The 21648-nt window shown below is 59.8% G+C and carries 24 protein-coding genes and 1 pseudogene; 16 read left to right on the top strand and 9 right to left on the bottom strand.

All coding sequences use genetic code 11. The features are described from left to right. Window positions 1–71 precede the first annotated feature (71 nt). Both VSX56_RS07675 and VSX56_RS07670 read left to right on the top strand, forming a co-directional pair. Complete coding sequence (locus VSX56_RS07675; protein ID WP_350936140.1) at window positions 72–1331, top strand: Hint domain-containing protein; 1260 nt, start codon at window positions 72–74, stop codon at window positions 1329–1331. Between the two features lie 131 nt (window positions 1332–1462). Continuing rightward, window positions 1463–2158: a Hint domain-containing protein gene (locus VSX56_RS07670; RefSeq protein WP_350936137.1), complete on the top strand. Its 696-nt coding sequence runs from the start codon at window positions 1463–1465 to the stop codon at window positions 2156–2158. A gap of 98 nt (window positions 2159–2256) precedes the next feature. Here VSX56_RS07670 and VSX56_RS07665 read toward each other — a convergent pair whose 3' ends face one another. After that, complete coding sequence (locus VSX56_RS07665; protein ID WP_350936135.1) at window positions 2257–2451, bottom strand: DUF1127 domain-containing protein; 195 nt, start codon at window positions 2449–2451, stop codon at window positions 2257–2259. 113 nt (window positions 2452–2564) lie between these two features. On the opposite strand from VSX56_RS07665, the pseudogene VSX56_RS07660 reads away from it, so the two are divergent. From VSX56_RS07660 to VSX56_RS07640, 5 genes and pseudogenes are all read left to right on the top strand, one after another. After that, a pseudogene (locus VSX56_RS07660) lies at window positions 2565–2798 on the top strand (GntR family transcriptional regulator); the annotation flags it as partial. Between the two features lie 60 nt (window positions 2799–2858). Beyond that, window positions 2859–3980 carry an aminotransferase-like domain-containing protein gene (locus tag VSX56_RS07655; protein ID WP_339114518.1) on the top strand — a complete coding sequence of 374 codons (1122 nt, stop codon included), beginning with the start codon at window positions 2859–2861 and terminating at the stop codon, window positions 3978–3980. A gap of 120 nt (window positions 3981–4100) precedes the next feature. Then, complete coding sequence (locus tag VSX56_RS07650; protein WP_350936133.1) at window positions 4101–4991, top strand: ABC transporter permease; 891 nt, start codon at window positions 4101–4103, stop codon at window positions 4989–4991. Continuing rightward, window positions 4988–5794 carry an ABC transporter permease gene (locus tag VSX56_RS07645; RefSeq protein WP_350936131.1) on the top strand — a complete coding sequence of 269 codons (807 nt, stop codon included), beginning with the start codon at window positions 4988–4990 and terminating at the stop codon, window positions 5792–5794. Before VSX56_RS07650 ends, VSX56_RS07645 begins: the two co-directional genes overlap by 4 nt. Before the next feature lie 5 nt (window positions 5795–5799). Continuing rightward, window positions 5800–6894, top strand: a complete 1095-nt coding sequence (locus VSX56_RS07640; RefSeq protein ID WP_350936167.1) for an ABC transporter ATP-binding protein — start codon at window positions 5800–5802, stop codon at window positions 6892–6894. Window positions 6895–7050: 156 nt separating this feature from the next. On the opposite strand, the gene typA is transcribed toward VSX56_RS07640, so the two are convergent. The 4 genes from typA to VSX56_RS07620 all read right to left on the bottom strand — a co-directional run bounded on the left by typA (window position 7051) and on the right by VSX56_RS07620 (window position 10718). Continuing rightward, a complete protein-coding gene (gene typA / locus VSX56_RS07635) occupies window positions 7051–8868 on the bottom strand; it encodes a translational GTPase TypA (RefSeq protein WP_339112833.1) in 1818 nt (605 codons plus the stop codon). Between the two features lie 72 nt (window positions 8869–8940). Next, window positions 8941–9273 (bottom strand): DMT family transporter, encoded by a 333-nt coding sequence (locus VSX56_RS07630; RefSeq protein ID WP_339112832.1) that lies wholly within the window; start codon window positions 9271–9273, stop codon window positions 8941–8943. Between the two features lie 53 nt (window positions 9274–9326). After that, complete coding sequence (locus tag VSX56_RS07625; RefSeq protein ID WP_339112831.1) at window positions 9327–10034, bottom strand: YitT family protein; 708 nt, start codon at window positions 10032–10034, stop codon at window positions 9327–9329. A gap of 84 nt (window positions 10035–10118) precedes the next feature. Beyond that, entirely contained in the window at window positions 10119–10718 is a 600-nt protein-coding gene (locus tag VSX56_RS07620) for a YitT family protein (RefSeq protein WP_339114516.1), read from the bottom strand. 240 nt (window positions 10719–10958) lie between these two features. On the opposite strand from VSX56_RS07620, the gene VSX56_RS07615 reads away from it, so the two are divergent. Further along, entirely contained in the window at window positions 10959–11279 is a 321-nt protein-coding gene (locus tag VSX56_RS07615; RefSeq protein ID WP_350936127.1) for a hypothetical protein, read from the top strand. Window positions 11280–11337: 58 nt separating this feature from the next. Here the strand turns inward: VSX56_RS07615 and VSX56_RS07610 are convergent, their stop codons facing one another. The 4 genes from VSX56_RS07610 to VSX56_RS07595 form a co-directional block, all read right to left on the bottom strand. Beyond that, window positions 11338–12546, bottom strand: coding sequence for an NADP-dependent isocitrate dehydrogenase (locus VSX56_RS07610; RefSeq protein ID WP_339112829.1), 1209 nt, complete (start codon window positions 12544–12546; stop codon window positions 11338–11340). 249 nt (window positions 12547–12795) lie between these two features. Then, window positions 12796–13419, bottom strand: a complete 624-nt coding sequence (locus VSX56_RS07605; RefSeq protein ID WP_350936125.1) for an HD domain-containing protein — start codon at window positions 13417–13419, stop codon at window positions 12796–12798. 205 nt (window positions 13420–13624) lie between these two features. Further along, entirely contained in the window at window positions 13625–13855 is a 231-nt protein-coding gene (locus VSX56_RS07600; RefSeq protein WP_339112827.1) for a hypothetical protein, read from the bottom strand. Further along, entirely contained in the window at window positions 13855–14514 is a 660-nt protein-coding gene (locus VSX56_RS07595) for an alpha/beta hydrolase (RefSeq protein WP_339112826.1), read from the bottom strand. The genes VSX56_RS07600 and VSX56_RS07595 overlap by 1 nt, the downstream gene beginning before the upstream one ends. Window positions 14515–14810: 296 nt before the next feature. Here VSX56_RS07595 and iscR point away from each other — a divergent pair, with 296 nt between their 5' ends. The 8 genes from iscR to VSX56_RS07555 all read left to right on the top strand — a co-directional run bounded on the left by iscR (window position 14811) and on the right by VSX56_RS07555 (window position 21614). Further along, window positions 14811–15269, top strand: coding sequence for a Fe-S cluster assembly transcriptional regulator IscR (gene iscR / locus VSX56_RS07590; RefSeq protein ID WP_339112825.1), 459 nt, complete (start codon window positions 14811–14813; stop codon window positions 15267–15269). 142 nt (window positions 15270–15411) lie between these two features. Further along, window positions 15412–16491 carry a cysteine desulfurase family protein gene (locus VSX56_RS07585; protein WP_350936122.1) on the top strand — a complete coding sequence of 360 codons (1080 nt, stop codon included), beginning with the start codon at window positions 15412–15414 and terminating at the stop codon, window positions 16489–16491. 89 nt (window positions 16492–16580) lie between these two features. Next, the gene (gene sufB / locus VSX56_RS07580) at window positions 16581–18095 is read left to right on the top strand and encodes a Fe-S cluster assembly protein SufB (protein ID WP_339112823.1); all 1515 of its coding nucleotides are present in this window, start codon (window positions 16581–16583) and stop codon (window positions 18093–18095) included. A gap of 18 nt (window positions 18096–18113) precedes the next feature. After that, the gene (locus VSX56_RS07575) at window positions 18114–18428 is read left to right on the top strand and encodes a heavy metal-binding domain-containing protein (RefSeq protein WP_339112822.1); all 315 of its coding nucleotides are present in this window, start codon (window positions 18114–18116) and stop codon (window positions 18426–18428) included. 14 nt (window positions 18429–18442) lie between these two features. After that, the gene (sufC, locus tag VSX56_RS07570; RefSeq protein ID WP_350936119.1) at window positions 18443–19216 is read left to right on the top strand and encodes a Fe-S cluster assembly ATPase SufC; all 774 of its coding nucleotides are present in this window, start codon (window positions 18443–18445) and stop codon (window positions 19214–19216) included. After that, a complete protein-coding gene (locus tag VSX56_RS07565) occupies window positions 19216–20526 on the top strand; it encodes a SufB/SufD family protein (RefSeq protein ID WP_350936117.1) in 1311 nt (436 codons plus the stop codon). Before sufC ends, VSX56_RS07565 begins: the two co-directional genes overlap by 1 nt. A 3-nt stretch (window positions 20527–20529) precedes the next feature. Further along, a complete protein-coding gene (locus VSX56_RS07560) occupies window positions 20530–21027 on the top strand; it encodes a YIP1 family protein (protein WP_350936115.1) in 498 nt (165 codons plus the stop codon). Between the two features lie 2 nt (window positions 21028–21029). Next, the gene (locus VSX56_RS07555; RefSeq protein ID WP_350936113.1) at window positions 21030–21614 is read left to right on the top strand and encodes a YIP1 family protein; all 585 of its coding nucleotides are present in this window, start codon (window positions 21030–21032) and stop codon (window positions 21612–21614) included. The last annotated feature ends 34 nt before the right edge of the window (window positions 21615–21648 follow it).

The raw sequence follows: 21648 nt of genomic DNA, 5'->3' as shown, positions 1-21648 counted from the left end.
AGATTTTTTTAATCGTTTAGAGCCGGGGCTGAGCAGAATCCTGGCCGAATCATGTATGTGAGGGGATGGGTATGACCTTTAGCCTTTCCGGTATTTTTTACGATAAAAACGGTTACGATAAAGACGGTTATAACAAGGATGGCTATGACTGCGATGGATATAACCGCAGTGGCTATGACAAAGACGGTTATGACCGCGAAGGCTATGATTGCGACGGTTATGACAAAAACGGTTATGACTGTGACGGCTATAACCGCGACGGTCGCGACGAAAACGGATGCGACAAGGATGGACATTGCGAGCCGATCACCGGGACCGAATGCAACGATATCCTGATCGGTTCCGATAGCTGCGATGACACGATTACCGGTTTGGGTGGCAACGACCTTCTTTATGGGGCGGATGGCGATGACCTGCTTGATGGCGGGGCAGGGCGCGATGTTCTCTGGGGTGGGCGCGGCAATGATACGCTGATCGGCAGTGTCGGTGACACGCTGAACGGCGGCAGTGACGCGGATTCGATCTATGTTACGGGCGATCACTCGGGGACGATCTATGTCGATGGCGGCTCGAGGGGGGACGACAACGACACCCTTTATTATGGCGCACTCCTTAAGGCCGGCTATACACTTCAGACCGAGGAGCCCTGTGGCGGATGGAAAGAATCCGGCGTTCTGAAGTTCTACAATTGCGAGACCAAGAGCTGCATCACTGTCAGCTATTGCGATATCGAAAACGTCGTTCCCTGCTTCACGCCCGGTTCGCTGATTGCAACGCCGACCGGTGAAATCGCGGTCGAACGGCTGCGGGCTGGCGACAAGATCCTGACCCGCGACAATGGTGTGCAGGAGATCGCATGGGCCGGTCAATGTGATCTGGGCGGGGAAGCGCTGCGCCGCAACCCGGATCATGCGCCGATCCTCATTCAGGCCGGGGCTTTGGGGAACGGTCTGCCCGAGCGGGATATGTGCGTCTCGCCCAATCACCGGATGCTGCTGACCGGCAAGCGCGCGCAGCTCTATTTCGAGGAATACGAGGTGCTGGTGGCTGCCAAATATCTGGTGGGAATGCCGGGGGTTATGACGATGGCGGTCCCGCAGGTGAGCTATATCCATTTCATGTGCGAGCGCCACGAGATCGCGCTGGTCGACGGGGCATGGACAGAAAGCTTCCAGCCGGGCGAGGTGACGCTCAGCTCGATGGGGGTGGCGCAGAAGCGCGAGATCTTCGCGCTCTTCCCCGAGCTGGCCAATGATCCGACGCAGCCGAATTTCACGGCCGCGCGCCGAAGCCTGCGTCGTCACGAAGCGACCCTTCTGTTCAACGCCTGATCTTCCGCGAAACCGGAACACCAAAGCTGCCTCGGTTTTGCCGGGGCAGCTTCAATATTTATTAAGGCCCATTTTGCATAGTGACCGGTGACTGCCTGTATCCTTGGCGCTTGCCGAACGGTTGAACAACAATGCCCCATCTCCTGTCCAATGCCCCAGACGTGGTTCACCCCGAAAGCGGAGGGCGACCAGGCTTTGTGATCTCGGGATTGGCAGGGGCTTGCGAGGTGCGCTACGCCTTTGCGGATTATGAGGAGCAGCAGGGCGCTGTCTCTTTCGCGTTCGAGGGTGAAGAGGCGCCACTGTCGGGCTGCTATCGCGAACTTTGCGCCTTGGCCACTGGACTGACCGCTTCGACGCAAGTTGTGACCGCGCGGGGCGTGTTGCGCGCCGACGAGATTGTTCGGGGGGATCTGGTGCTGACCCGTTCCAACGGTATGCAGCCCGTCAAATGGGTTGGTCACCGGCATCTGGACTGGAAAATTCTGGGGCTGGTTCCGGCATTGCGGCCCAAACAGATCCCTGCGGGAAGGCTGGTGGCAGGTCTACCCGACAAGCCGGTCGAATTGATGCAGCATCAACGCTATGCCACAGGCGGGTCGGATGTAGTGTCTCTTATGGAAAGCCAGACCGAGATCGAATTCGAGCCGGTGTCTGCGCCATGCTGCCACCTTGTACAGCTACTGTTCGAGGGGGTTCAGTTCATCCATTGCGACGGGCTCTGGCTCGAGAGTTTCCGACCTACCCATCTCAATACCGGGCTTTTGGCCGAGGATGACCGGATTGAAATTATGATGATCCAGCAGTCGTCTAGAGTTGTTTCTTGATGTAATGCATTAAAAAAGGCCGAGCGTTATTGCTCGGCCAGTTCAGTAGTGCCGACAGGGGTTGCCGCATCTACTGGGGATTGGGGTCGGCGGCGCCATCAGTGCCAGAAGGGGCGTTGGGCTTCCTGCTGCGCGTCTTCTGCCGTAAGGCCGATATCTTTCAAAATGTAATCAGGCAGCGTCGCGAGGTTGCGACGGGTGCGGATACGGAACGCCCAGAGTGTGACCAGCTTCATGATCGACGGTTTCGCATTCGATTTTGCGTGCTGTCTGAGGAGAGGTAGGCTTTGCATGATGCACCTGAGCGTTTTGTATTGATACAATCTTTGGTTTCCGATATAGAAGGGATACAATACGCTTTGTATCTACCGCCAGAAATATATTGTATCGGTTACAAGAGGGCCGGATGGACGATCAGACCACGCAATGGAAGCCCGAACTTTCCAATCAGAAAGGGCCGAAATATCTCGCGCTCGTTCGGGCATTGCGAGAGGGAATTCGTGCAGGAAAGTTATTGCCTGGACAGAAGTTACCAACGGTGCGGGATCTGGCTTGGCGGCTTGGTGTGACGCCTGGAACCGTTGCGCGTGGCTATCAGATCGCCACGCAGGAAGGGTTGTTGCAGGCTGAGGTCGGACGCGGGACTTTTGTATCAATACAATCAGGACGTCTGGGGCCAACAGAATCAGTCTATCCACTCATGTCCTACGAACATAGTGAAGGCATTGTCGATTTCCGCTCGCCCATTTTGCCCGATGTCGGGCAGGTCGCGGCACTGGCCAAGGCCATGGCCGAGGCGGCAAGAGAGGTGGATGATCAGTATCTCAAATATCCCGGCTTGCGGCGCGATGAATATTGCCGCGAGGCCGTGGTTAACTGGTTTCCGGCAGGCTGCAGCGTGCGTCCGCTGGCCCAGCCAGAGAATATCGTGCTGACACTTGGCGGGCAGAACGGGCTGTCACTGGTGCTGCAATGCTGTCTCCGCGGTGACAGGCCGGTGGTCTTTGCCGAAGAGCTGGCCTATCCCGGTTTCCGCCATGCCGTGCGTCTCCATCGTGCCGAGATCCAGCCGATCGCGCTGGACGAGGAGGGAATGATTCCCGAGGCGCTGGACCGGGCCGCGCGCCGGTATAACGGGCAGCTCGTCTTTATCACGCCGGATGCGCAAAATCCGACGGCTGTGCGGATGAGCACCAAACGGCGTCTCGAGATCGTCGAGGTGGCGCGCCGTCATAACCTGCAGATCGTCGAGGATGATTGCTATACCGCGCCAGTCAACGATCTTCCGGCATTTCGTGCCATAGCGCCCGAACGCGCATGGTATGTGACCTCGCTTTCGAAAACGATCTCGGCGGGCATGCGGTTCGGGATCGTTGTGGCGCCCGAAGGCATGGGCGAGGCAGGGCGTCTGACAGCGCAGCACAGCTATTTCGGTCTTCCGCGTCCTGTGACCGACATTGTGACCCGTCTGCTGAACTCGGGCGAGGCCCTGCGCCTGCGGCTTGCCGCGCAGGCCGAGATGGACCGGCGGCTCAAGCTCGCGATCAATATATTGGGCGGTTACGAGATCTCGTGGCAGGAGGGGCTTTCCTTCCTCTGGCTTCGGCTTCCCTTGGGATGGCGCGGTTCCACCTTCGTGCGTATGGCAGAGGCAGAAGGGGTTTTGTTGCGTTCGGCCGATGAATATGTCCTGCAGGACGGGCATGCGCCCAATGCAGTGCGGATCGCACTGGCCGGTGGCGTAACCGAGAATATGATGTGTCAGGCCTTGGGGCGACTGACGGGAATCCTGCAAAGCCAGCCGAACGAGATACCTGTCTAGGTGTTTAATGTTTAATCGCTTGCTGTCGGATCGGGCGCAAAATACTTCTCTGTCCCTTTCATCCGCCCAATTGCTGTGCTTTTGTCACCTCTAGAATGCGTCAGACAGCAGGAGGGAGAGATGACGGCATCCTCATGGCGACGAAGCGAAACGGCACAAGGGTATACGACCCTCAGCCCCGTCCTGATCTATGCGCTGGTTATGCTGGCAGCACCCTTGCTGACCATCTTTGCCTATTCCTTCTTCAAGGACGGCTATCTGACGATCATCCACGAGTTCACGTTGCAGAACTATATCGCGGTCTGGAAGGATCCGATCTTCCGTGCGATCCTCTTGCGCTCGATCATCGTGGCACTCATCGTGACCGCGTTGACCGTCTGCACCGCGTTCCCGATCGCCTATTTCATCTCGTTCCACGTCTCGCCCGCGCGCAAGAGTTTCTGGCTCTTCCTGATCACCATTCCGTTCTGGACCTCCTATCTGATCCGGATTTTCGCGTGGAAAGTCATCATCGGCTATAATGGTGTGATCAATTCAGGCCTCGAGATGCTGGGTCTGATGGGGGACGGGCGGCTTTTCGAGGATCCGTTCCGCATGATGGGCACCGTGCCCGCCATCGCCGTAGCCTTGGCCCATGCCTATGCGCCTTTCGCCATCCTGCCGATCTTCGTGGCGCTCGAAAAGATCGACCGCTCGCTGCTGGAGGCCGGTCGCGATCTGGGCGAGGGCTATTTCAACAGCTTCCGCCGCATCACCCTGCCGCTGGCCATGCCCGGCGTCGTGGGGGCCGTGCTGGTGGTCTTCATCCCCGTTATCGGCGATTATGTAGCGCCCGAACTCATCGGGGGGGGGAAGCTTCCGATGGTGGCCAATCTCATTCAGGCCCAGATTCTACCGCTCGATAACAAGCCGATGGGCTCCGCGATCACCATCTCGGCTATGGCCGTGGTGGCGCTGATTGCCGCGGCCTTCGTGCTCGCAAACCGGAAATATCTGCGAGGTCCCAAATGAAGTTCTCGGGGCTGAAACTCTATACGATCCTTTATCTCGTCTTCCTCTATGCACCTATCGTGCTGCTGCCGGTTTTTGCTTTCAATAACGGCACTATCGTGGCCTTCCCGCTGACCGGCTTCACCACGCAATGGTTCAGCGATATGGCCGCCAATGACACGCTGCGCCGCGCCCTCTCGAATTCGCTGATCATCGGGCTGTCGACGGCGGTGCTGTCGACGGTGCTGGGGCTCTTTGCCGCCCGCGCCACCACGCGCTACAAATTCCGCGGCAAGGGGCCGGTGATGGGTTTCATCATGCTGCCTCTGGTGTTGCCCGAAATCATGATTGGGGGCTCGCTGCTGATCGTGCTCTTGGGGATGGGGGTAAAGCTCTCGATCCTGACTGTGATCTTTGGCCATGTATTGATCGCCACACCCTATGCGGTGACGATCCTCTCCACCGCCTTCTCCTCGCTCGACCCCTCCTACGAGGAAGCCGCCTATGATCTGGGCGAGAGCAAATGGTCCACCTTCCGTTTGGTGACCCTGCCTTTGGTGCTGCCCGGCATCATCTCCTCGATGCTCATCAGTTTCACCATCTCGATGGACGAGTTCATCATCGCCTTCTTCCTGGCGGGCAACGAGCCCACTTTGCCCACCTATATCTTCTCGCAGCTCCGCTTCCCGAAATCGGTGCCCGTCATACTGGCGCTCGGCACCTGTCTTGTGGCGGCCTCCATCGTGCTGCTGACCATTGCCGAATATTTCCGACGCCGCGGGATCGCCAAGACCGGTGGTAAGGATCAGGGAGGTTTCCTGTGAATAAATTGAAATCCGATGCGAAACCGATGATCGAGTTCCGCGATGTCCAGAAATATTACGGCGATTACCACGCGCTGCGCGGTATCAATGCGACCATCCGCGAAGGCGAGTTCTTCTCGCTTCTGGGCCCGTCGGGCTGCGGTAAGACCACGCTCCTGCGCACGATTGCAGGGTTCGAGGACATCTCCTCGGGTGTGGTGATGATCGATGCCAAGGATATGGGCGATGTGCCCGCCAACCGCCGGCCCACCAATATGGTGTTCCAGTCCTATGCGATCTTCCCGCATCTGACGGTTGCCGAGAACGTGGCCTTCGGGCTGCGTCGCGATCCGCGCACCAAGCTGGAAAAGGCACGGCTTGTCGAGGACGCCCTCGCGATGGTCGGGCTCAAGGGCTATGGAAAACGGGCCGCTCACGCGCTCTCGGGCGGTCAGCGCCAGCGGGTGGCACTAGCGCGTGCCCTGATCCTCAAACCCAAGGTGCTGCTCCTCGATGAGCCCATGTCCGCGCTTGATCGCAAGATTCGCGAACAGATGCAGGTCGAGCTGATCAAACTGCAGCGCGAGCTGGGCATCACCTTCGTCCTCGTCACCCATGACCAGGAAGAAGCCCTCGTCATGTCCGACCGGATCGCAGTGATGTTCGAAGGCGAGATCGCCCAGCTCGACGATCCCGAAGAACTCTATCGCCGCCCCAAATCCCGCCGCGTCGCCGAATTCATCGGCGCGATGAATTTCCTGCCCGCCCATCTCGAGACGGAGGAGAATGGCCAGCTCAAAACAGTGGTGGCAGGGCTTGGCACCTGTATGCTGGCGCCCGATCAGGTCTCGTTTGCCCATGACGGGCAAGTCTCCGTTGGCTTCCGCCCCGAAACCATGACCATTCTCTTCGATGTCCAGACAGCGTCGGGCCGCGAGGCTCCGGGCACGATCGAGGAAGTCGTCTATTACGGCGATATGACCTATTACGATGTGCGCCTCGACGGGGTCGAGCAGACCATCCGTCTCTCGATGCGCAATGTCTTCGGCCGTCCTGTCCTCGAGGTTGGAACCCGCGCGCGTATCGCCTGGAACGAGGGCGCCCTGATCCTTTTCCGGTAAGCGTCCCATAACCGGATGTAAAAGGCGCGCAGGGTCTTCCCGCGCGCCTTTTGTCGTTTCCAGCGTCCCCAAAATATCCTCGGGGGGAATTTTTCGGCGCAGACGAAAAAGGGGGGCAGACAGCCCCCCTTCCTCGAACAGTCGCCAGAACCCCGATCAGGATTCGCGCGAGGCGCGCTTGCGCTCATGGGGATCCAGATGGACCTTGCGCAGACGGATCGCTTTCGGCGTCACTTCGACCAGCTCGTCATCATCGATATAGGCAATTGCCTCTTCGAGCGACATCCGCACCGGCGGGGTGAGGCGGACGGCTTCGTCGGTGCCCGAGGCACGAACGTTGGTCAGCTTCTTGCCCTTCAGCGGGTTCACTTCCAGATCATTATCACGCGAATGCTCGCCGATGATCATGCCGGTATAGACCGCTTCCTGCGCACCGATGAACAGCTTGCCGCGTTCTTCGAGGTTCCACAGGGCGTATGCCACCGAGGTGCCGTTTTCCATCGAGATCAACACACCCTGACGGCGGCCTTCGATGGCGCCCTTATAGGGGGTCCAGCTGTGGAACAGGCGGTTGAGCACGCCCGAGCCACGGGTATCGGTCAGGAACTCGCCCTGATAGCCGATCATCCCGCGCGAGGGAACGTGGGCTACAATGCGGGTCTTGCCACCTTCGGCAGGACGCATCTCGACCAGTTCGCCTTTACGGTAGCCGGTCAGCTTCTCGATCACGACGCCGGAATATTCGTCATCCACGTCGATGATGACTTCTTCGACCGGCTCCATGCGCACGCCGTCTTCCTCGCGGAAGATGACCTTCGGACGCGAGATCGACAGCTCGAACCCTTCGCGGCGCATATTCTCGATCAGAACGCCCATCTGGAGTTCGCCACGGCCCGATACCACAAAGGCCTCGCCACCGGGGGTGTCCTCGACGCGGATCGCGACATTGGTCTCGGCCTCTTTCATCAGGCGGTCACGAATGACGCGCGACTGGACCTTGGAGCCGTCCTTGCCTGCAAGCGGGCTGTCATTGATGCCGAAGGTCACCGAGATGGTCGGCGGGTCGATCGGCTTGGCCTGGATCGCCTCGTCGACTTCCAGCGCGCAGAGCGTGTCGGCCACAGTGGCTTTGGTCATGCCCGCGACGGTAACGATATCACCGGCCACGGCTTCGTCGATCGGCTGCTGGCTCAGGCCGCGGAAGGCGAGGATCTTGGTGCAGCGGAACTGCTCGATCTTGTCGCCCTTGCGCGAGAGCGCCTTGAGGCTGTCGCCCACTTTCAGCGTGCCGGATTCGATACGGCCGGTCAGGATGCGGCCGATGAAGTTATCGGCGGCCAGCGTGGTGGCCAGCATCGCGAAGGGCTCGTCTTTTTTGGCAACCTGCTTGGGGGCCTCGACATGCTTCACGATCAGGTTGAACAGCGCGCTCAGGTCTTTGCGCGGGCCGTCCAGCTCGTCATCGGCCCAGCCGCCGATACCGGAAGCGTAGACATGGGGGAAGTCGAGCTGCTCTTCGGACGCGCCGAGGTTGGCGAAGAGATCGAAGACCTCGTCAAGCGCGCGGTCCGGATCGGCGGCTGGCTTGTCGACTTTGTTGAGCACCACGATCGGCTTCAGACCGAGGGCGAGGGCCTTCGAGGTCACGAATTTGGTTTGCGGCATCGGGCCTTCGGCCGCGTCGACCAGAAGGCAGACACCGTCGACCATCGACAGGATGCGCTCCACCTCGCCACCGAAATCGGCGTGACCGGGGGTGTCGACGATATTGATGCGGGTGCCTTCCCACTCGACCGAGGTCGCCTTGGCGAGAATGGTGATCCCGCGCTCGCGTTCGATGTCGTTGCTGTCCATGGCGCGTTCTGCAACGGCCTGGTTTTCGCGGAATGCACCGGATTGTTTCAGAAGCTGGTCGACCAGGGTTGTCTTGCCGTGGTCAACGTGCGCGATGATCGCGATATTGCGAAGTTCCATAAGAAATCTTGCCTGCTAGGGAGGATTGCCCCTGCGCATAGTCCATTTGGGCCGGTCAATCCAGCCCTCAAGTCAATGAACCGCCGATTTAGACAGGAGATTGATCACCAGAACCCCTGCAATGATCAATCCGATGCCGCAAATCGCTGCAAAATCCAGCCGCTGTTTGAAGATCACGAGGCCGATGATGCTGGTCAGCACGATGCCGATGCCGGACCAGAGCGCATAGGTCAGCCCGAGGGGGAGGGTTTTGAGCACCTGTGTCAAAAGGAAGAAGGCGCCCGCAAAACCCGCGAGCACCCCGAGCGAGGGCCAGAGCCGCGAGAATTGCTGGCTGGCCTGTAAACAGGACGTTCCGAAGACTTCGAATAATACGGCCAGCAGCAACAGACCATAGGTTTTCATCTGGGGAACGCTCCGGCTTCACAGGAAATGGTTATTGGACCGACCCTGACAGATCAGGTGACAACATACCAGTCCCGCCGGTGATTGAAGGCGATCACCGCATTGAGGACCACGGCGCCCAGAAGCGACCATGCAACCGCGCTCCATGGCAGAACGAAAAGCGCGATCACGAACAGGCACAGGTCATGAATGGTCTGCGTCCAGCCCGCCTTGAAGCCGAACCGGTCCTGCAGCACCAGCGCCACGATCGACACGCCCCCCAGAGAGCCCGAATGGCGGAATAGCCCCAGCAGCCCGACACCCGCGCTCACCCCGAAGAGAAGTCCCGCAACGGCAGGGTGGATCTGGTCCACATGCAGGAAGGGCTTGAGTGCCTCCGCCATCAGCGAGACCAGAGTCACCGACGCGAGGCTCTTGATGCAGAAGCTCACACCCCGCGCCTTGTAGGCGAAGGCATAGAAGGGGATGTTGATGGCAAAGAAGATCATTCCGAAGGTCAGACCCAGCCCGTGATCCTTCGCGATATAGGTCAGCAGGAGGGCAAGCCCCGCCGTGCCCCCGGTCATCAGACCCGCCGCACGCAGGAGGTGGATGCCAAGCGCGGCCTGCGCGCAGGCCACCAGCAGCCCCTGGATATCCTCGAAGCGGGTATAATGTTTTTCATCAGGATGGCGTGCGCCCTTGCGAGCAACCAAACGTTTGCGGCGTCCGGTCGGCGGGGGGCAACGCAGTTTGAGATCGGCATTAATGTCAGCACACATGACCTAATTATGCGCCGATCCGCGTAAAAATCAAGGCCGCTCGCGGCGGCCCTGACAGATTATCTGAGGATGCTTAATAAATCATCAGGTCGCGACATAACGATCGCGCCGGTGGTTGATGCCGATCACCATATTCATCACGACAGCGCCAAGGAAGGACCATGCCACGGTCTCCAGATCGCGCAGCGTCAGCGCCAGTGCGAAGACGGCCACATCGAACCCCATCTGGGTCCAGCCCGCGCGCAAGCCGGTCTTGTCTTGCAGGTAGAGCGCCACGATCCCGATGCCGCCAAGGCTCGATCCGTGCCGGAACAATGCCAGCAGTGCCGAGCCTGTGATCAGACCGAACAGGATCGCGCCCGCCGCCGGATGCAGAAGGTCGAAATGGACATAATGGGGAAGGACCGCCGTGGTCAGCGACAGCAGCGTGACCGCCGCCAGAGATTTCCACACGAAAGCCGGACCGATACGTTTCCAGCCCAGCCAGTAAAAGGGGATATTGATAAGGAAGAAGACGGCCCCGAAGGACCATCCGGTAGCATAGGAGATCAGCACCGCCATACCGGCGGTTTGCCCCGTTACGAAGCCCAGCGAGGTCAGGATCAGCAGGCCAAAACCGGCAACGATCCCGCCATAGGCAATGCCCTGAGCGTCATCGAGGGGGGTATGAGAGGGATTGGTCATAGAGGTCATGGTATATGCTGTAGCGCAGCCTGCGTCAGGCGCAAGATTTTCCATGCACTGCCCTGACAGATCCTGCTTTGTGCCACATTTTCGCCATGCGTTAATTTTAGTAAATAAATCATTAAGTGGTGACTGGGGGAATTAATGTCTGACTTATCAGTGTTTTGCCTTGGTATATTGATGTGTTGTCTTACGGTTGCATTTACGATTGTCCAGTTTCGTCTCGCCTTGGTGGACCGCGTGACGAGGCACAGGTTTGCACAGGCGCAGCGGGCGCTTGCGTGGCACGGGATCATCCAGATCGAACAGGAAGAGCGTTATTTGCGCCATTACGCGCTTCTGACGGTTCTGGAGGAGCAAGGGGTGAATTTGCGGGGGCCTGTGCCGCAGTGGGAGGACCTGAGCGAAGATATGCGCGAGGCGCTCCGGATCATGATTTTCGTGATCTATTTCGAGGGACCGAGCCAGCTCTATCTGCGCTTCCTTGCCCGCCGTCAGGACCGTGAAGCCCTGAAAGAGATGCGCCACTACTGGCACGATCTGCAACTTATCGCTGCCTGACAGTTGCAGGTTGTGTCATGAAAAAGGCCGGGCGTGATGCCCGGCCTTTTTAGCTGGATCAGAACGCTTTGTTCAGGTTCTCGTCGACTTTCTCGAGGAAGCCCATCGTGGTGAGCCATTTCTGGTCGGGACCGACCAGCAGGGCGAGGTCTTTCGTCATGAAGCCCGACTCGACGGTTTCCACAACCACACGCTCGAGCGTCTCGGCGAAGGTCATCAGCTGCGCGTTATTGTCGAGTTTCGCGCGGTGCTTCAGGCCGCCGGTCCAAGCGTAGATCGAGGCGATGGAGTTGGTCGAGGTCTGCTCGCCGCGCTGGTGCTGGCGGTAGTGGCGCGTTACGGTGCCGTGGGCGGCTTCCGCCTCGACGATCTTCCCGTCCGGCGTCATCAGCTGCGAGGTCATCAGGCCCAGCGAGCCGAAGCCCTGTGCCACGGTGTCCGATTGCACGTCGCCATCGTAGTTCTTGCAGGCCCAGACGAACTTGCCCGACCATTTCATGGCCGATGCCACCATGTCGTCGATCAGACGGTGTTCGTACCAGATCTTGCGCTTCTTGAATTCTTCTTCGAATTCATTGGCGTAGACTTCTGCGAAGATATCCTTGAAGCGGCCGTCATAGGCTTTCAGGATGGTATTCTTGGTCGACAGATAGACCGGCCAGTTGAGCGACAGACCGTAGTTGAACGATGCCCGCGCGAAATCGTAGATCGAGCTGTCGAGGTTATACATCGCCTGATAAACGCCTGCCGAGGGCGCATCATAGACGACCTTCTCGATCACGGTGCCATCATCGCCGACATATTTCATCGTCAGCTGACCCTTGCCCGGGAAGGTGAAATCGGTCGCTTTATACTGGTCGCCGAAAGCATGGCGGCCCACCACGATCGGGTCGGTCCAGCCCGGCACAAGGCGCGGCACATTGCGGCAGATGATCGGCTGGCGGAACACCACGCCGCCCAGAATGTTGCGGATCGTGCCATTGGGCGATTTCCACATTTTCTTGAGGCCGAATTCCTCGACGCGCGCCTCGTCAGGGGTGATGGTTGCGCATTTCACGCCAACGCCCACCTCTTTGATTTTATTGGCGGCATCGATGGTGATCTGGTCATCGGTGCGGTCACGCTCCTCGATGCCGAGGTCGTAATACAGCAGATCGACATCCAGGTAGGGTTCGATCAGTTTCTTCTTGATGAAATCCCAGATGATCCGGGTCATCTCGTCGCCGTCGAGTTCGACGATCGGATTCTCTACCTTGATCTTGGACATATGAACCCCTTCCTAGGCTATATTTGAGTCGGGACAGGCTTCATCTAGCGCAAAAATCCCGTGATGACCAGAGTTTGTATGCAGTAGTATACGACGGTATTCACAAAAAGCCGCAGTCTGGCACGAGCATGCCGCGCAAGGGCGTCCTGCGATAGGCCGATCAATAGCGGGCGAGTGCAAAGATAAGGTTTCGAAATGGCGTCGGCTAAAAAATAGCCTGCTTCCGGGGAGAAGCAGGCGGCAGAGCGGTCAGACGCGGCGGTTATCCTGGAACCACGGGAAGATGCGGGCTTTGATCGCTTCCCAGACACCGGGAATGCCGCGGTTGATCTTGCAGCCCACGCGGTCTTCGAGTTGGGTCCATGTGACCTTGTATTCGCGCCATGATCCGCCACCTGATTGCAGATTCAGCATCACCGGCTGCGCACGGTCGAGCGATTTGGCATAGATCGCCGTCGGTGTCTCATTGGCCTCGAATTCGCGCCATGTGGCAAGGAAATCCTCGGCCATATCTGCAGGCAGAAGGCCGAAGATACGCTCCGCTGCGCGATCTTCTGCCGCAGCGATCTCGGCGCTGTCATGGGCCTTGCCGCCCGCCGAGTGGATCGGCACATCACCCACATCGATCTCCACGATATCATGCAGCAGCAGCATCTTGATCGCACGGACGGGATCCACCTCGGGGGCGGCCTGATCGGCCAGCACCAGCGCCCAGAGGGCCAGCGACCAGCTATGCTCGGCGGAATTCTCGAAACGGGAATCATCCATGACAGGGGTCGCGCGGACAACACCTTTCAGCTTCTCGGCCTCGGCCAGAAAGGCCAGTTGCCGGTCGAGCCGTTGGGTGGAGGCGGTGTCTGCGGTCTGGGTCATGAGCCTGTTCCTTTCGTCCCGGCGGACAGGAAGGGCACCCCGGACTGCGCCGAGATCAGCCGGCATACCGCAGAGGGTATGGGGGTGCCGGGGCCGGTGCTAAGCCAGCTCTCGGTCTAGGCGTAACGGGTTTGCGATGAAGTGACCAGAGCCTAGGCACGCGCAGGGCTGCACAACGCGCCCGACCGCACAGCACGTCGAGGGGTCAGCCTGCGTCTTTGAGCGCCTTGATCCGGCGCGCGAGGAACTCGTCGCCGCGCAGGGCCGCCATATGCAGGCGGCAGGCGGTGAGGAAGGCTTCCTCGAGAGAAGGTGAGGAGGTGCCGATATGGGCGGCGACCTCCTGATAGAGGCGATCGGCCGCGGGGCCGATCTCCTTCTGGGCCTGCATGCAATCGAAGGCCAGCTTTTCGGCCAGATCTTCGATCAGCGCCATTAGCGGGTATTCTCCGTCAGGCGGCGCTTCACATAGGACTGGACCGTATCGATCATCGGCTTCATATGCGCCTCGTCATCCTTGAAGAAGTGATCGGCACCTGCGATCTCTTCATGGGTGACGGTGATGCCCTTCTGCTCGCCAAGCTTGCCAACCAGAGTCGCGGTGTCTTTCGGCGGCGCCACGCGGTCGGCGGTGCCATTGATGATCAGACCCGAGGAGGGACAGGGCGCGAGGAAGCTGAAATCATACATATTCGCGGGCGGGGCCACCGAGACAAAGCCGGTGATCTCGGGGCGGCGCATCAGCAGCTGCATGCCGATCCAGGCACCGAAGCTGAAGCCCGCAACCCAGCAATGCTTGGAATTGGGGTTCTGCGATTGCAGGTAATCGAGCGCCGAGGCGGCATCCGACAGCTCGCCGATGCCCTGGTCGTATTCGCCCTGGCTACGGCCGACGCCGCGGAAGTTGAAACGCAGAACGGTGAAGCCCAGCTTGTGGAAGGCGTAATGCAGGTTGTAGACGACGCGGTTGTTCATCGTGCCGCCGAATTGCGGATCGGGATGCAGGACAATGGCAATCGGCGCGTCAGGGGCGGCCTGCGGGTGGTAGCGGCCTTCTAGGCGACCTTCAGGGCCGGGGAATATGACTTCGGGCATCGGTTCTCGTCTGCTCTTGCAAGGGCACTATCCGGGAAGAGGGCAGCGCTTGACGCGCAACCTACATCTCCCTTAGGCAGGGCCATCCCGGCACAATGCCGGATCTACGGGTGGAACCGAAGTAAGGGGAGCGGGGCGCAAGGTCAATGGTTCTTGCGGTTTTTGCCCTCGATTGGCGGGTGACATCCGGCAAACTTCGCGTAAATTTGCCGCGATTCGGCGCGCCCTGTGATAGGGTCGTGTCTCAGGAACGGGTCCGCGGCTGCGGGCTCACGAAGAAAGCTGGAGGAAGCTGCATGAAACTATCGACCAAAGGGCGTTATGCAATGGTGGCATTGTCGTCTCTGGCTTTGTCGGGCGCCAATGGTCGGGTCTCTCTGTCCCAGCTTTCGGAAGCCGAGGATATCTCGCTGGCCTATCTCGAGCAGATCTTCGTGCGCCTGCGCCGGGCGGGGCTTGTGCAATCGGTGCGCGGTCCGGGCGGCGGCTACCAGCTGGCGCGGCCGGCAGCGGAGATCCGCGTGAGCGAGATTTTCGAGGCGGTGGACGAGAAGGTTTCGGCCATGCATGTGGGTGCGGGTGCCTCTGGCGGCAAATCCGGCACGCGGGCGCAATCGATGTCGAACCGCCTGTGGGAAAGCCTTTCGGCGCAGGTCTTCGTTTTCCTGCACCAGACTACGCTGCAAGATGTGATCGGTAACGGCCTGAAGCCTTGCCCCGCCGTGCCGTCGCTCTTCTCGGTGGTGGACGACTGACAGTCTGGCGGTTCTGTGCACTGAACGCGTAACCCGAGTCTATCGCTCGGGTTATTGTCTTTTGGGCAGTCTGCGCCTATGTCCCGACGCGAGACCGCGTCCTGCCGGATGAAGGGCGTTCGGAGGGGAAGGATACGATCAGATGCAACGGCTCTATCTCGACTGGAACGCAACCACGCCACTTCGCGCCGAGGCGAAGGCCGCGATGATCGAGGCCATGGACATCGTGGGCAATCCATCCTCGGTGCATATGGAGGGCCGCGCGGCGAAATCCCTTATGGAGAAATGCCGTGCGCAGATCGCCTCGGCCATCGGTGCGGACGGGCAGGATATCGTGTTCACCTCCGGCACGACCGAGGCCTCGGCGCTGGTCCATGCGGGGCGCGACATCCATTGTGCCGCGATCGAACATGATGCCGTAACCGCTTGGTGTGACCCCGATCTTCCGGTCGATGGCTATGGCCGTGTGACGGTTGCGACCCCTCAACGCAGCAGCCTGCAAATCGCCAATTCCGAAACCGGCGTGATCCAGACCTTGCCCGAGGGGCTGTGGTCCACCGATCTGACGCAGGGTTTCGGGAAGATCCCTCTGGCTTTCAACTGGATGGGGGCTACCTGCGGGTTGATCTCGGCGCATAAGCTGGGCGGCCCGAAAGGCATAGGTGCCGTTGTGCTGAAGCAGGGCACCGACCTGTCTTCGGCGCTCAAAGGCGGCGGTCAGGAAATGGGTCGCCGCGCAGGAACGGAAAATCTGATCGGTATCGCCGGATTTTCTGCTGCATCCGAGGCCGCGATGAGGGATCTGGCCAATGGCGTCTGGGAAGAAGTGGCCGAATTTAGAAATATTCTAAAAAAGGCACTGGCAGAGGCCGTCGAAGATGTCTATTTTCCGGGCTATGACGTAGCCCCCGCGGGCACGGCGGCAGGAGAGGCTCCGGCGCTATTGCCCAACACTCTTTCGGTCATCAGTCCTGCTTGGAAAGGCGAGACACAGGTGATGCGGATGGATCTTGCGGGGTTTGCGGTTTCTGCCGGATCGGCCTGTTCGTCGGGTAAGGTCCGGGCCTCGGGCGTATTGCGCGCTATGGGATGGGGCGAGGATCTGGCGGGATGTGCGATGCGCCTCTCGCTCGGGCCGGGGATCACGCACGAGGCAATCGACCGCTTCGTGGAGGCCTGGGCCAAAGCGCGACGCAAGCACGGTGAGAAGCTTCGCGCATAATTATAAAACGTCCGGTGGATCGGCTGACGATCCTGCGGACTTCGGGAAACGGTCGCGCCGGACGTGACCAGAGCTATAGGGAATGACACGTGGCAGACGAGTTGCAAATCCGCGAAGGCGTCGACCGCGAGACGGTTGAAGCGGTCCAGAACATGGAGTCGTATAAATACGGCTGGAATACTGAGATCGAGATGGAATACGCCCCCAAGGGCGTCAACGAAGATATCGTCCGCCTGATCTCCGAGAAGAACGAAGAGCCCGAATGGATGACCGAATGGCGTCTTCAGGCCTTCGCGCGCTGGAAAGAGATGGAAGAACCCGATTGGGCGCTTCTCAACGTGCCGGAAATCGATTTTCAGGACCAGTATTATTACGCGCGTCCGAAGTCGATGGAAACCAAGCCGAAATCGCTCGACGAGGTCGATCCGAAGCTGCTGGCGACCTATGAGAAACTCGGCATCCCGCTGAAGGAACAAATGATCCTCGCGGGTGTGGAAGGTGCCGAAGACTACGATCCGAACAAGCGTCAGGTTGCCGTGGATGCGGTCTTCGACTCCGTGTCGGTGGGCACCACCTTCAAGGAGAAGCTGCGCGAAGCGGGCGTGATCTTCTGCTCGATCTCGGAAGCGATCAAGGAACACCCCGAACTGGTGAAGAAATATATCGGCTCGGTCGTGCCGCAGACCGATAACTACTACGCTACGCTCAACTCGGCTGTCTTCTCCGATGGATCGTTCGTCTATATCCCGCCGGGGGTTCGCTGCCCGATGGAGCTGTCGACCTATTTCCGCATCAACGCGGAAAACACGGGGCAGTTCGAACGGACGCTGATCATCGCGGATAAAGGGTCCTATGTGTCCTATCTCGAGGGCTGCACCGCCCCTAAACGCGATACTGCCCAGCTGCACGCGGCTGTGGTCGAGATCGTGATCGAGGAAGATGCCGAGGTCAAATATTCGACCGTGCAGAACTGGTTCCCGGGCGACGAAGAGGGCCGTGGCGGTATCTATAACTTCGTGACCAAGCGCGCCGATTGCCGTGGTGATCGCGCCAAGGTCATGTGGACGCAGGTTGAAACCGGCTCCGCGATCACCTGGAAATACCCGTCCTGCATCCTGCGCGGCGAGGAATCCTCGGGCGAGTTCTACTCGATCGCGATCGCCAATAACTACCAGCAGGCCGATACCGGCACCAAGATGATCCATCTCGGAAAAAACACGCGCTCGCGTATCGTGTCCAAAGGCATCTCGGCTGGCAAGGCCCAGAACACCTATCGTGGTCTTGTGTCGATGCACCCGAAGGCTGCCAATTCGCGCAACTATACGCAATGTGACAGCCTGCTGATCGGCTCCGAATGCGGGGCGCATACCGTGCCCTATATCGAGGTCAAGAATAACACGAGCCGCGTCGAGCACGAGGCCACCACCTCCAAGGTCGATGACGACCAGCTGTTCTACTGCCGCGCCCGTGGCATGGACGAGGAAGAGGCGGTCGCTCTGGTGGTGAACGGATTCTGCCGCGAGGTGCTGCAGGCCCTGCCGATGGAATTCGCCATGGAAGCGCAATCGCTGGTGGCGATCTCGCTCGAAGGCTCGGTTGGCTAATATCAGGGGAGGACGCGCATGATTGTCACCACCACGGCCAATATCGAGGGCCATAAGATTACCCGCTATCACGGCATCGTCGTGGGCGAGGCGATCATGGGGGCCAATGTTGTGCGCGATTTCTTCGCCCAGATCACGGATATCGTGGGCGGCCGTTCGGGCGCCTATGAGGCCAAGCTCGCCGATGCGCGGGAGGTGGCCTTCAAAGAACTTCAAGAGCGCGCTCTGGCCATGGGCGCAAACGCAATCGTTGGCGTCGATCTCGATTACGAGGTCGTCGCGGATTCGATGTTGATGGTGTCGGCCTCCGGCACGGCAGTCACCATCGACTGAACAGGAAAAAGACTATGCTAGAGATCAAGAACCTGCACGCGGAACTGGAAGAGGGTGGCAAGAAGATCCTCAAGGGCGTGAACCTGACCATCGAAACCGGCAAGGTCCATGCGATCATGGGTCCGAACGGTTCGGGCAAATCGACGCTCTCCTATGTGCTGTCGGGCCGTGACGGCTATGCGGTCACCGAGGGCTCGGCGACGCTGGATGGCAACGACCTGCTGGAGCAGGAACCCGAAGAGCGCGCGGCCGAAGGCCTGTTCCTCGCCTTCCAATACCCGGTCGAGATCCCGGGCGTGGGGAACATGACCTTCCTGCGCACCGCCGTGAACGCGCAGCGCAAAGCGCGCGGCGAGGCCGAATATTCCGCAGGCGAATTCCTCAAGATCGTGCGCGAGAAGGCGAAATCGCTGAAGATCGACGCCGAGATGCTCAAGCGTCCGGTCAATGTGGGTTTCTCGGGCGGTGAGAAAAAGCGCAACGAGATCCTGCAGATGGCGATGCTCGAGCCCAAGATGTGCATCCTCGACGAGACCGACTCGGGTCTGGACGTGGACGCGATGAAGCTGGTGTCTGAGGGCGTGAATGCGCTGCGTTCGGAAGGCCGCTCCTTCCTTGTGATCACCCACTATCAGCGCCTGCTGGACCATATCAAACCCGATGTCGTGCATATCATGGCGGCGGGCCGTATCATCAAGACCGGTGGCCCCGAGCTGGCGCTTGAAGTCGAGAAGAACGGCTATTCCGACCTGCTGAAAGAGCACGGGATCTCGGAGGTGATGGCGTAATGGCGACCGCAAAAGAACGCAATCTGGCGCTCAAAGCGGATGCTCTGGACGCCCGTCTGGCCGCGATGGACCTGCCCAAAGGCGGGTTTACGGCGACTGCCCGTGCCGATGCTTTGGCACGTCTGAAGGCCATGGGCCTTCCGGGGCGCCGTGACGAATACTGGCGCTGGACCAATCCGACCGCGCTGAACGCGCCCGAGGCGCCCGAGGCCGCGATCTTCAACCCCAAGGACGAGCGCGCGAATTTCGACACGTTCGAACGCGTGCGTCTGGTCTTTGTCGATGGCGTCTTCAGCGAGGACCTGTCGGATGATCTGGTCAATACGGGCGTCGAGATCTCGCGTCTGGCAGAGGCCGATGCCGCAGACATCCATTGGGCGCAATCGCTTTATGGCAAGCTGGAAGCCGACGGCCAGAAACCCGTTGACCGCCCCTATGCCGCGCTGAATACGGCGGCGGCAACGGATGGTCTTCTGATCAAGGTAACCGGTCAGGCCGCCAAGCCCGTGCATATCGACTATCTCCACGAGGACACCACCTCGGATGCGATCCTGCATCATGTGGTGAAACTCGAGGAAGGTGCCGAGATCACGCTTCTCGAAAGCGGAGCAGCGGCGGCGCGCTTCAATATCGTGACCGAGGTCGATGTGGCCAAGGGGGCGAAATTCCACCATATCCGTGTGCAGGGCCGCTCGCAGGAGCGTCTGGCCAACACGCATATCTTCACCCGTGTGGGGGAGGAGGCGCTCTTCAAGTCCTTCACCATGACCTCCAACGGTCAGCTGACGCGCAATGAATGCGTGATCGATATCGTGGGTGATAACGCGATGGCGCATGTCGCCGGTGCGGCTGTGGGGGATGGTCAAAAGGGGCCGTTCCATCATGATGACACCGTCTTCATCACCCATGGCGCGCTGAACGGCGAAAGCCGTCAGGTGTTCAAGAAAGTGCTGAAAAACGGCGCGCAAGGCATTTTCCAGGGCAAGATCTTGGTGAAGGAAGGCGCGCAGAAGACCGATGGCTACCAGATCAGCCAGTCGCTGCTTCTGGACGGCGACAGCCAGTTCCTCGCCAAGCCGGAACTCGAGATCTATGCCGATGACGTGGCCTGCTCGCATGGCTCGACCACCGGCGCGATCGACGAGACGGCGCTCTTCTACCTGCGCTCGCGCGGGGTTCCGAAGGGCACTGCCGTGAACCTGCTGGTGCTGAGCTTCATGGCCGATGCTGTCGAGGAGATCGAGGATGAGGCACTGCGCGACGATGTATTGTCGCGTCTCGAGGGCTGGCTGGCACGCCACGCCTCCTGATCGATGTCTGCGCTTACGGATATCCTGAGAACCTATCGCGCACCCCGTCAGGTGGTGCGCGATCATCTGTCTCATGCGGCCTCCGAACCGCGTGCGCTGACCTTCCTGCTTTCGGCGCTGATCCTCGTGTTTATCGCGCAATGGCCCGGACTGTCGCGCTTTGCCTTCCATAACCCGCAAGTGCCGCTTCCGGCGCTGATGCTGGGGCAGGCGTTGGGGCTGCTGCTGGCGGCGCCCATCCTCTATCTGGTGGCGCTTGTCGCACAGGGCGTGGCAAAACTCCTGGGCGGGCAGGGCACGGGCTATGGCTCGAGGATCGCCCTCTTCTGGGCACTTCTTGCCTCGGCACCGCTCCTTCTCTTGCGCGGGCTGGTCACTGGCTTTATTGGCATGGGTCATCAGGCGAATGTGATCAGTGCGCTGACCTTCATCGCCTTTCTTATCTTCTGGATCTCGGGATTGCGCGCAGCCTTTTTCGAGACGGGCGCAAAGCGGAGCTAATCTTGGAACAGTTCAACCTTAAATCCGCCATCCTGAACACGCTGACCCAGCCGCAGGCCGTGGCCCGCGCGCTGATCGAGTGGAACCCGCCGACGCAGGCGCGCTGGCTGGGACTTGCTGTGGTAGTGGTGCTCTCGGCCTGTCTGGGGCTTGCGGGGCAGGTGATCGCCTCGGCCATGATCCCCGATACCGAGGAGCTGAACTTCAACCCGATCCCGCTGATCGTGCTGCAAGCGATCATCCTCGTCTATGCGGCGGCGGCGATGACCTTTGTCGGACGACTGGGCAATGGCGTGGGCAATTTCCGTGACGCGCTCCTCCTGATGAGCTGGGCCGAATTTGTCATGGTTATCCTGCAGATCGTGCAGCTGGTGCTGGTTGTGGTTGCGCCGGCGACGCTCGGGGTGACAACGATCCTCCTGCTGTTCCTGATGTTCTATCTGGTGGTCAATTTCGCGGCGGCCCTGCACGGGTTCCGCAATCTGGCCGTGGTGGCCATCGGCACCATCATCACCTTCTTCGCCTCGGCCTTTGCCGCCGGCCTGATCCTGATGATCCTTGGCGTAATGCCGTCACCTTCGGCCTGACCTGACCGTTCCGGCGGGCCTTTCGGGCCCGCCT

Origin of the sequence: Thioclava kandeliae (assembly GCF_040297545.1) — a bacterium.
Taxonomy (GTDB): Bacteria; Pseudomonadota; Alphaproteobacteria; order Rhodobacterales; family Rhodobacteraceae; genus Thioclava; species Thioclava kandeliae.
Note: the sequence above shows the minus strand (reverse complement) of the source record. Positions and strands in the feature narration are given on the sequence as shown.

What these genes read in the sequence shown, in the direction of transcription:
- VSX56_RS07595 (WP_339112826.1), bottom strand. Translation starts at nt 14,514, where the DNA reads ATGCCCGAAGTCATATTCCCCGGCCCTGAAGGTCGCCTAGAAGGCCGC.
- VSX56_RS07565 (WP_350936117.1), top strand. Translation starts at nt 19,216, where the DNA reads ATGGCGACCGCAAAAGAACGCAATCTGGCGCTCAAAGCGGATGCTCTG.
- VSX56_RS07600 (WP_339112827.1), bottom strand. Translation starts at nt 13,855, where the DNA reads ATGGCGCTGATCGAAGATCTGGCCGAAAAGCTGGCCTTCGATTGCATG.
- VSX56_RS07605 (WP_350936125.1), bottom strand. Translation starts at nt 13,419, where the DNA reads ATGACCCAGACCGCAGACACCGCCTCCACCCAACGGCTCGACCGGCAA.
- sufC (WP_350936119.1), top strand. Translation starts at nt 18,443, where the DNA reads ATGCTAGAGATCAAGAACCTGCACGCGGAACTGGAAGAGGGTGGCAAG.
- VSX56_RS07655 (WP_339114518.1), top strand. Translation starts at nt 2,859, where the DNA reads ATGTCCTACGAACATAGTGAAGGCATTGTCGATTTCCGCTCGCCCATT.
- VSX56_RS07630 (WP_339112832.1), bottom strand. Translation starts at nt 9,273, where the DNA reads ATGAAAACCTATGGTCTGTTGCTGCTGGCCGTATTATTCGAAGTCTTC.
- VSX56_RS07620 (WP_339114516.1), bottom strand. Translation starts at nt 10,718, where the DNA reads ATGACCAATCCCTCTCATACCCCCCTCGATGACGCTCAGGGCATTGCC.
- VSX56_RS07650 (WP_350936133.1), top strand. Translation starts at nt 4,101, where the DNA reads ATGACGGCATCCTCATGGCGACGAAGCGAAACGGCACAAGGGTATACG.
- VSX56_RS07575 (WP_339112822.1), top strand. Translation starts at nt 18,114, where the DNA reads ATGATTGTCACCACCACGGCCAATATCGAGGGCCATAAGATTACCCGC.
- VSX56_RS07625 (WP_339112831.1), bottom strand. Translation starts at nt 10,034, where the DNA reads ATGTGTGCTGACATTAATGCCGATCTCAAACTGCGTTGCCCCCCGCCG.
- VSX56_RS07665 (WP_350936135.1), bottom strand. Translation starts at nt 2,451, where the DNA reads ATGCAAAGCCTACCTCTCCTCAGACAGCACGCAAAATCGAATGCGAAA.
- iscR (WP_339112825.1), top strand. Translation starts at nt 14,811, where the DNA reads ATGAAACTATCGACCAAAGGGCGTTATGCAATGGTGGCATTGTCGTCT.
- typA (WP_339112833.1), bottom strand. Translation starts at nt 8,868, where the DNA reads ATGGAACTTCGCAATATCGCGATCATCGCGCACGTTGACCACGGCAAG.
- VSX56_RS07610 (WP_339112829.1), bottom strand. Translation starts at nt 12,546, where the DNA reads ATGTCCAAGATCAAGGTAGAGAATCCGATCGTCGAACTCGACGGCGAC.
- VSX56_RS07645 (WP_350936131.1), top strand. Translation starts at nt 4,988, where the DNA reads ATGAAGTTCTCGGGGCTGAAACTCTATACGATCCTTTATCTCGTCTTC.
- VSX56_RS07675 (WP_350936140.1), top strand. Translation starts at nt 72, where the DNA reads ATGACCTTTAGCCTTTCCGGTATTTTTTACGATAAAAACGGTTACGAT.
- VSX56_RS07670 (WP_350936137.1), top strand. Translation starts at nt 1,463, where the DNA reads ATGCCCCATCTCCTGTCCAATGCCCCAGACGTGGTTCACCCCGAAAGC.
- VSX56_RS07560 (WP_350936115.1), top strand. Translation starts at nt 20,530, where the DNA reads ATGTCTGCGCTTACGGATATCCTGAGAACCTATCGCGCACCCCGTCAG.
- VSX56_RS07585 (WP_350936122.1), top strand. Translation starts at nt 15,412, where the DNA reads ATGCAACGGCTCTATCTCGACTGGAACGCAACCACGCCACTTCGCGCC.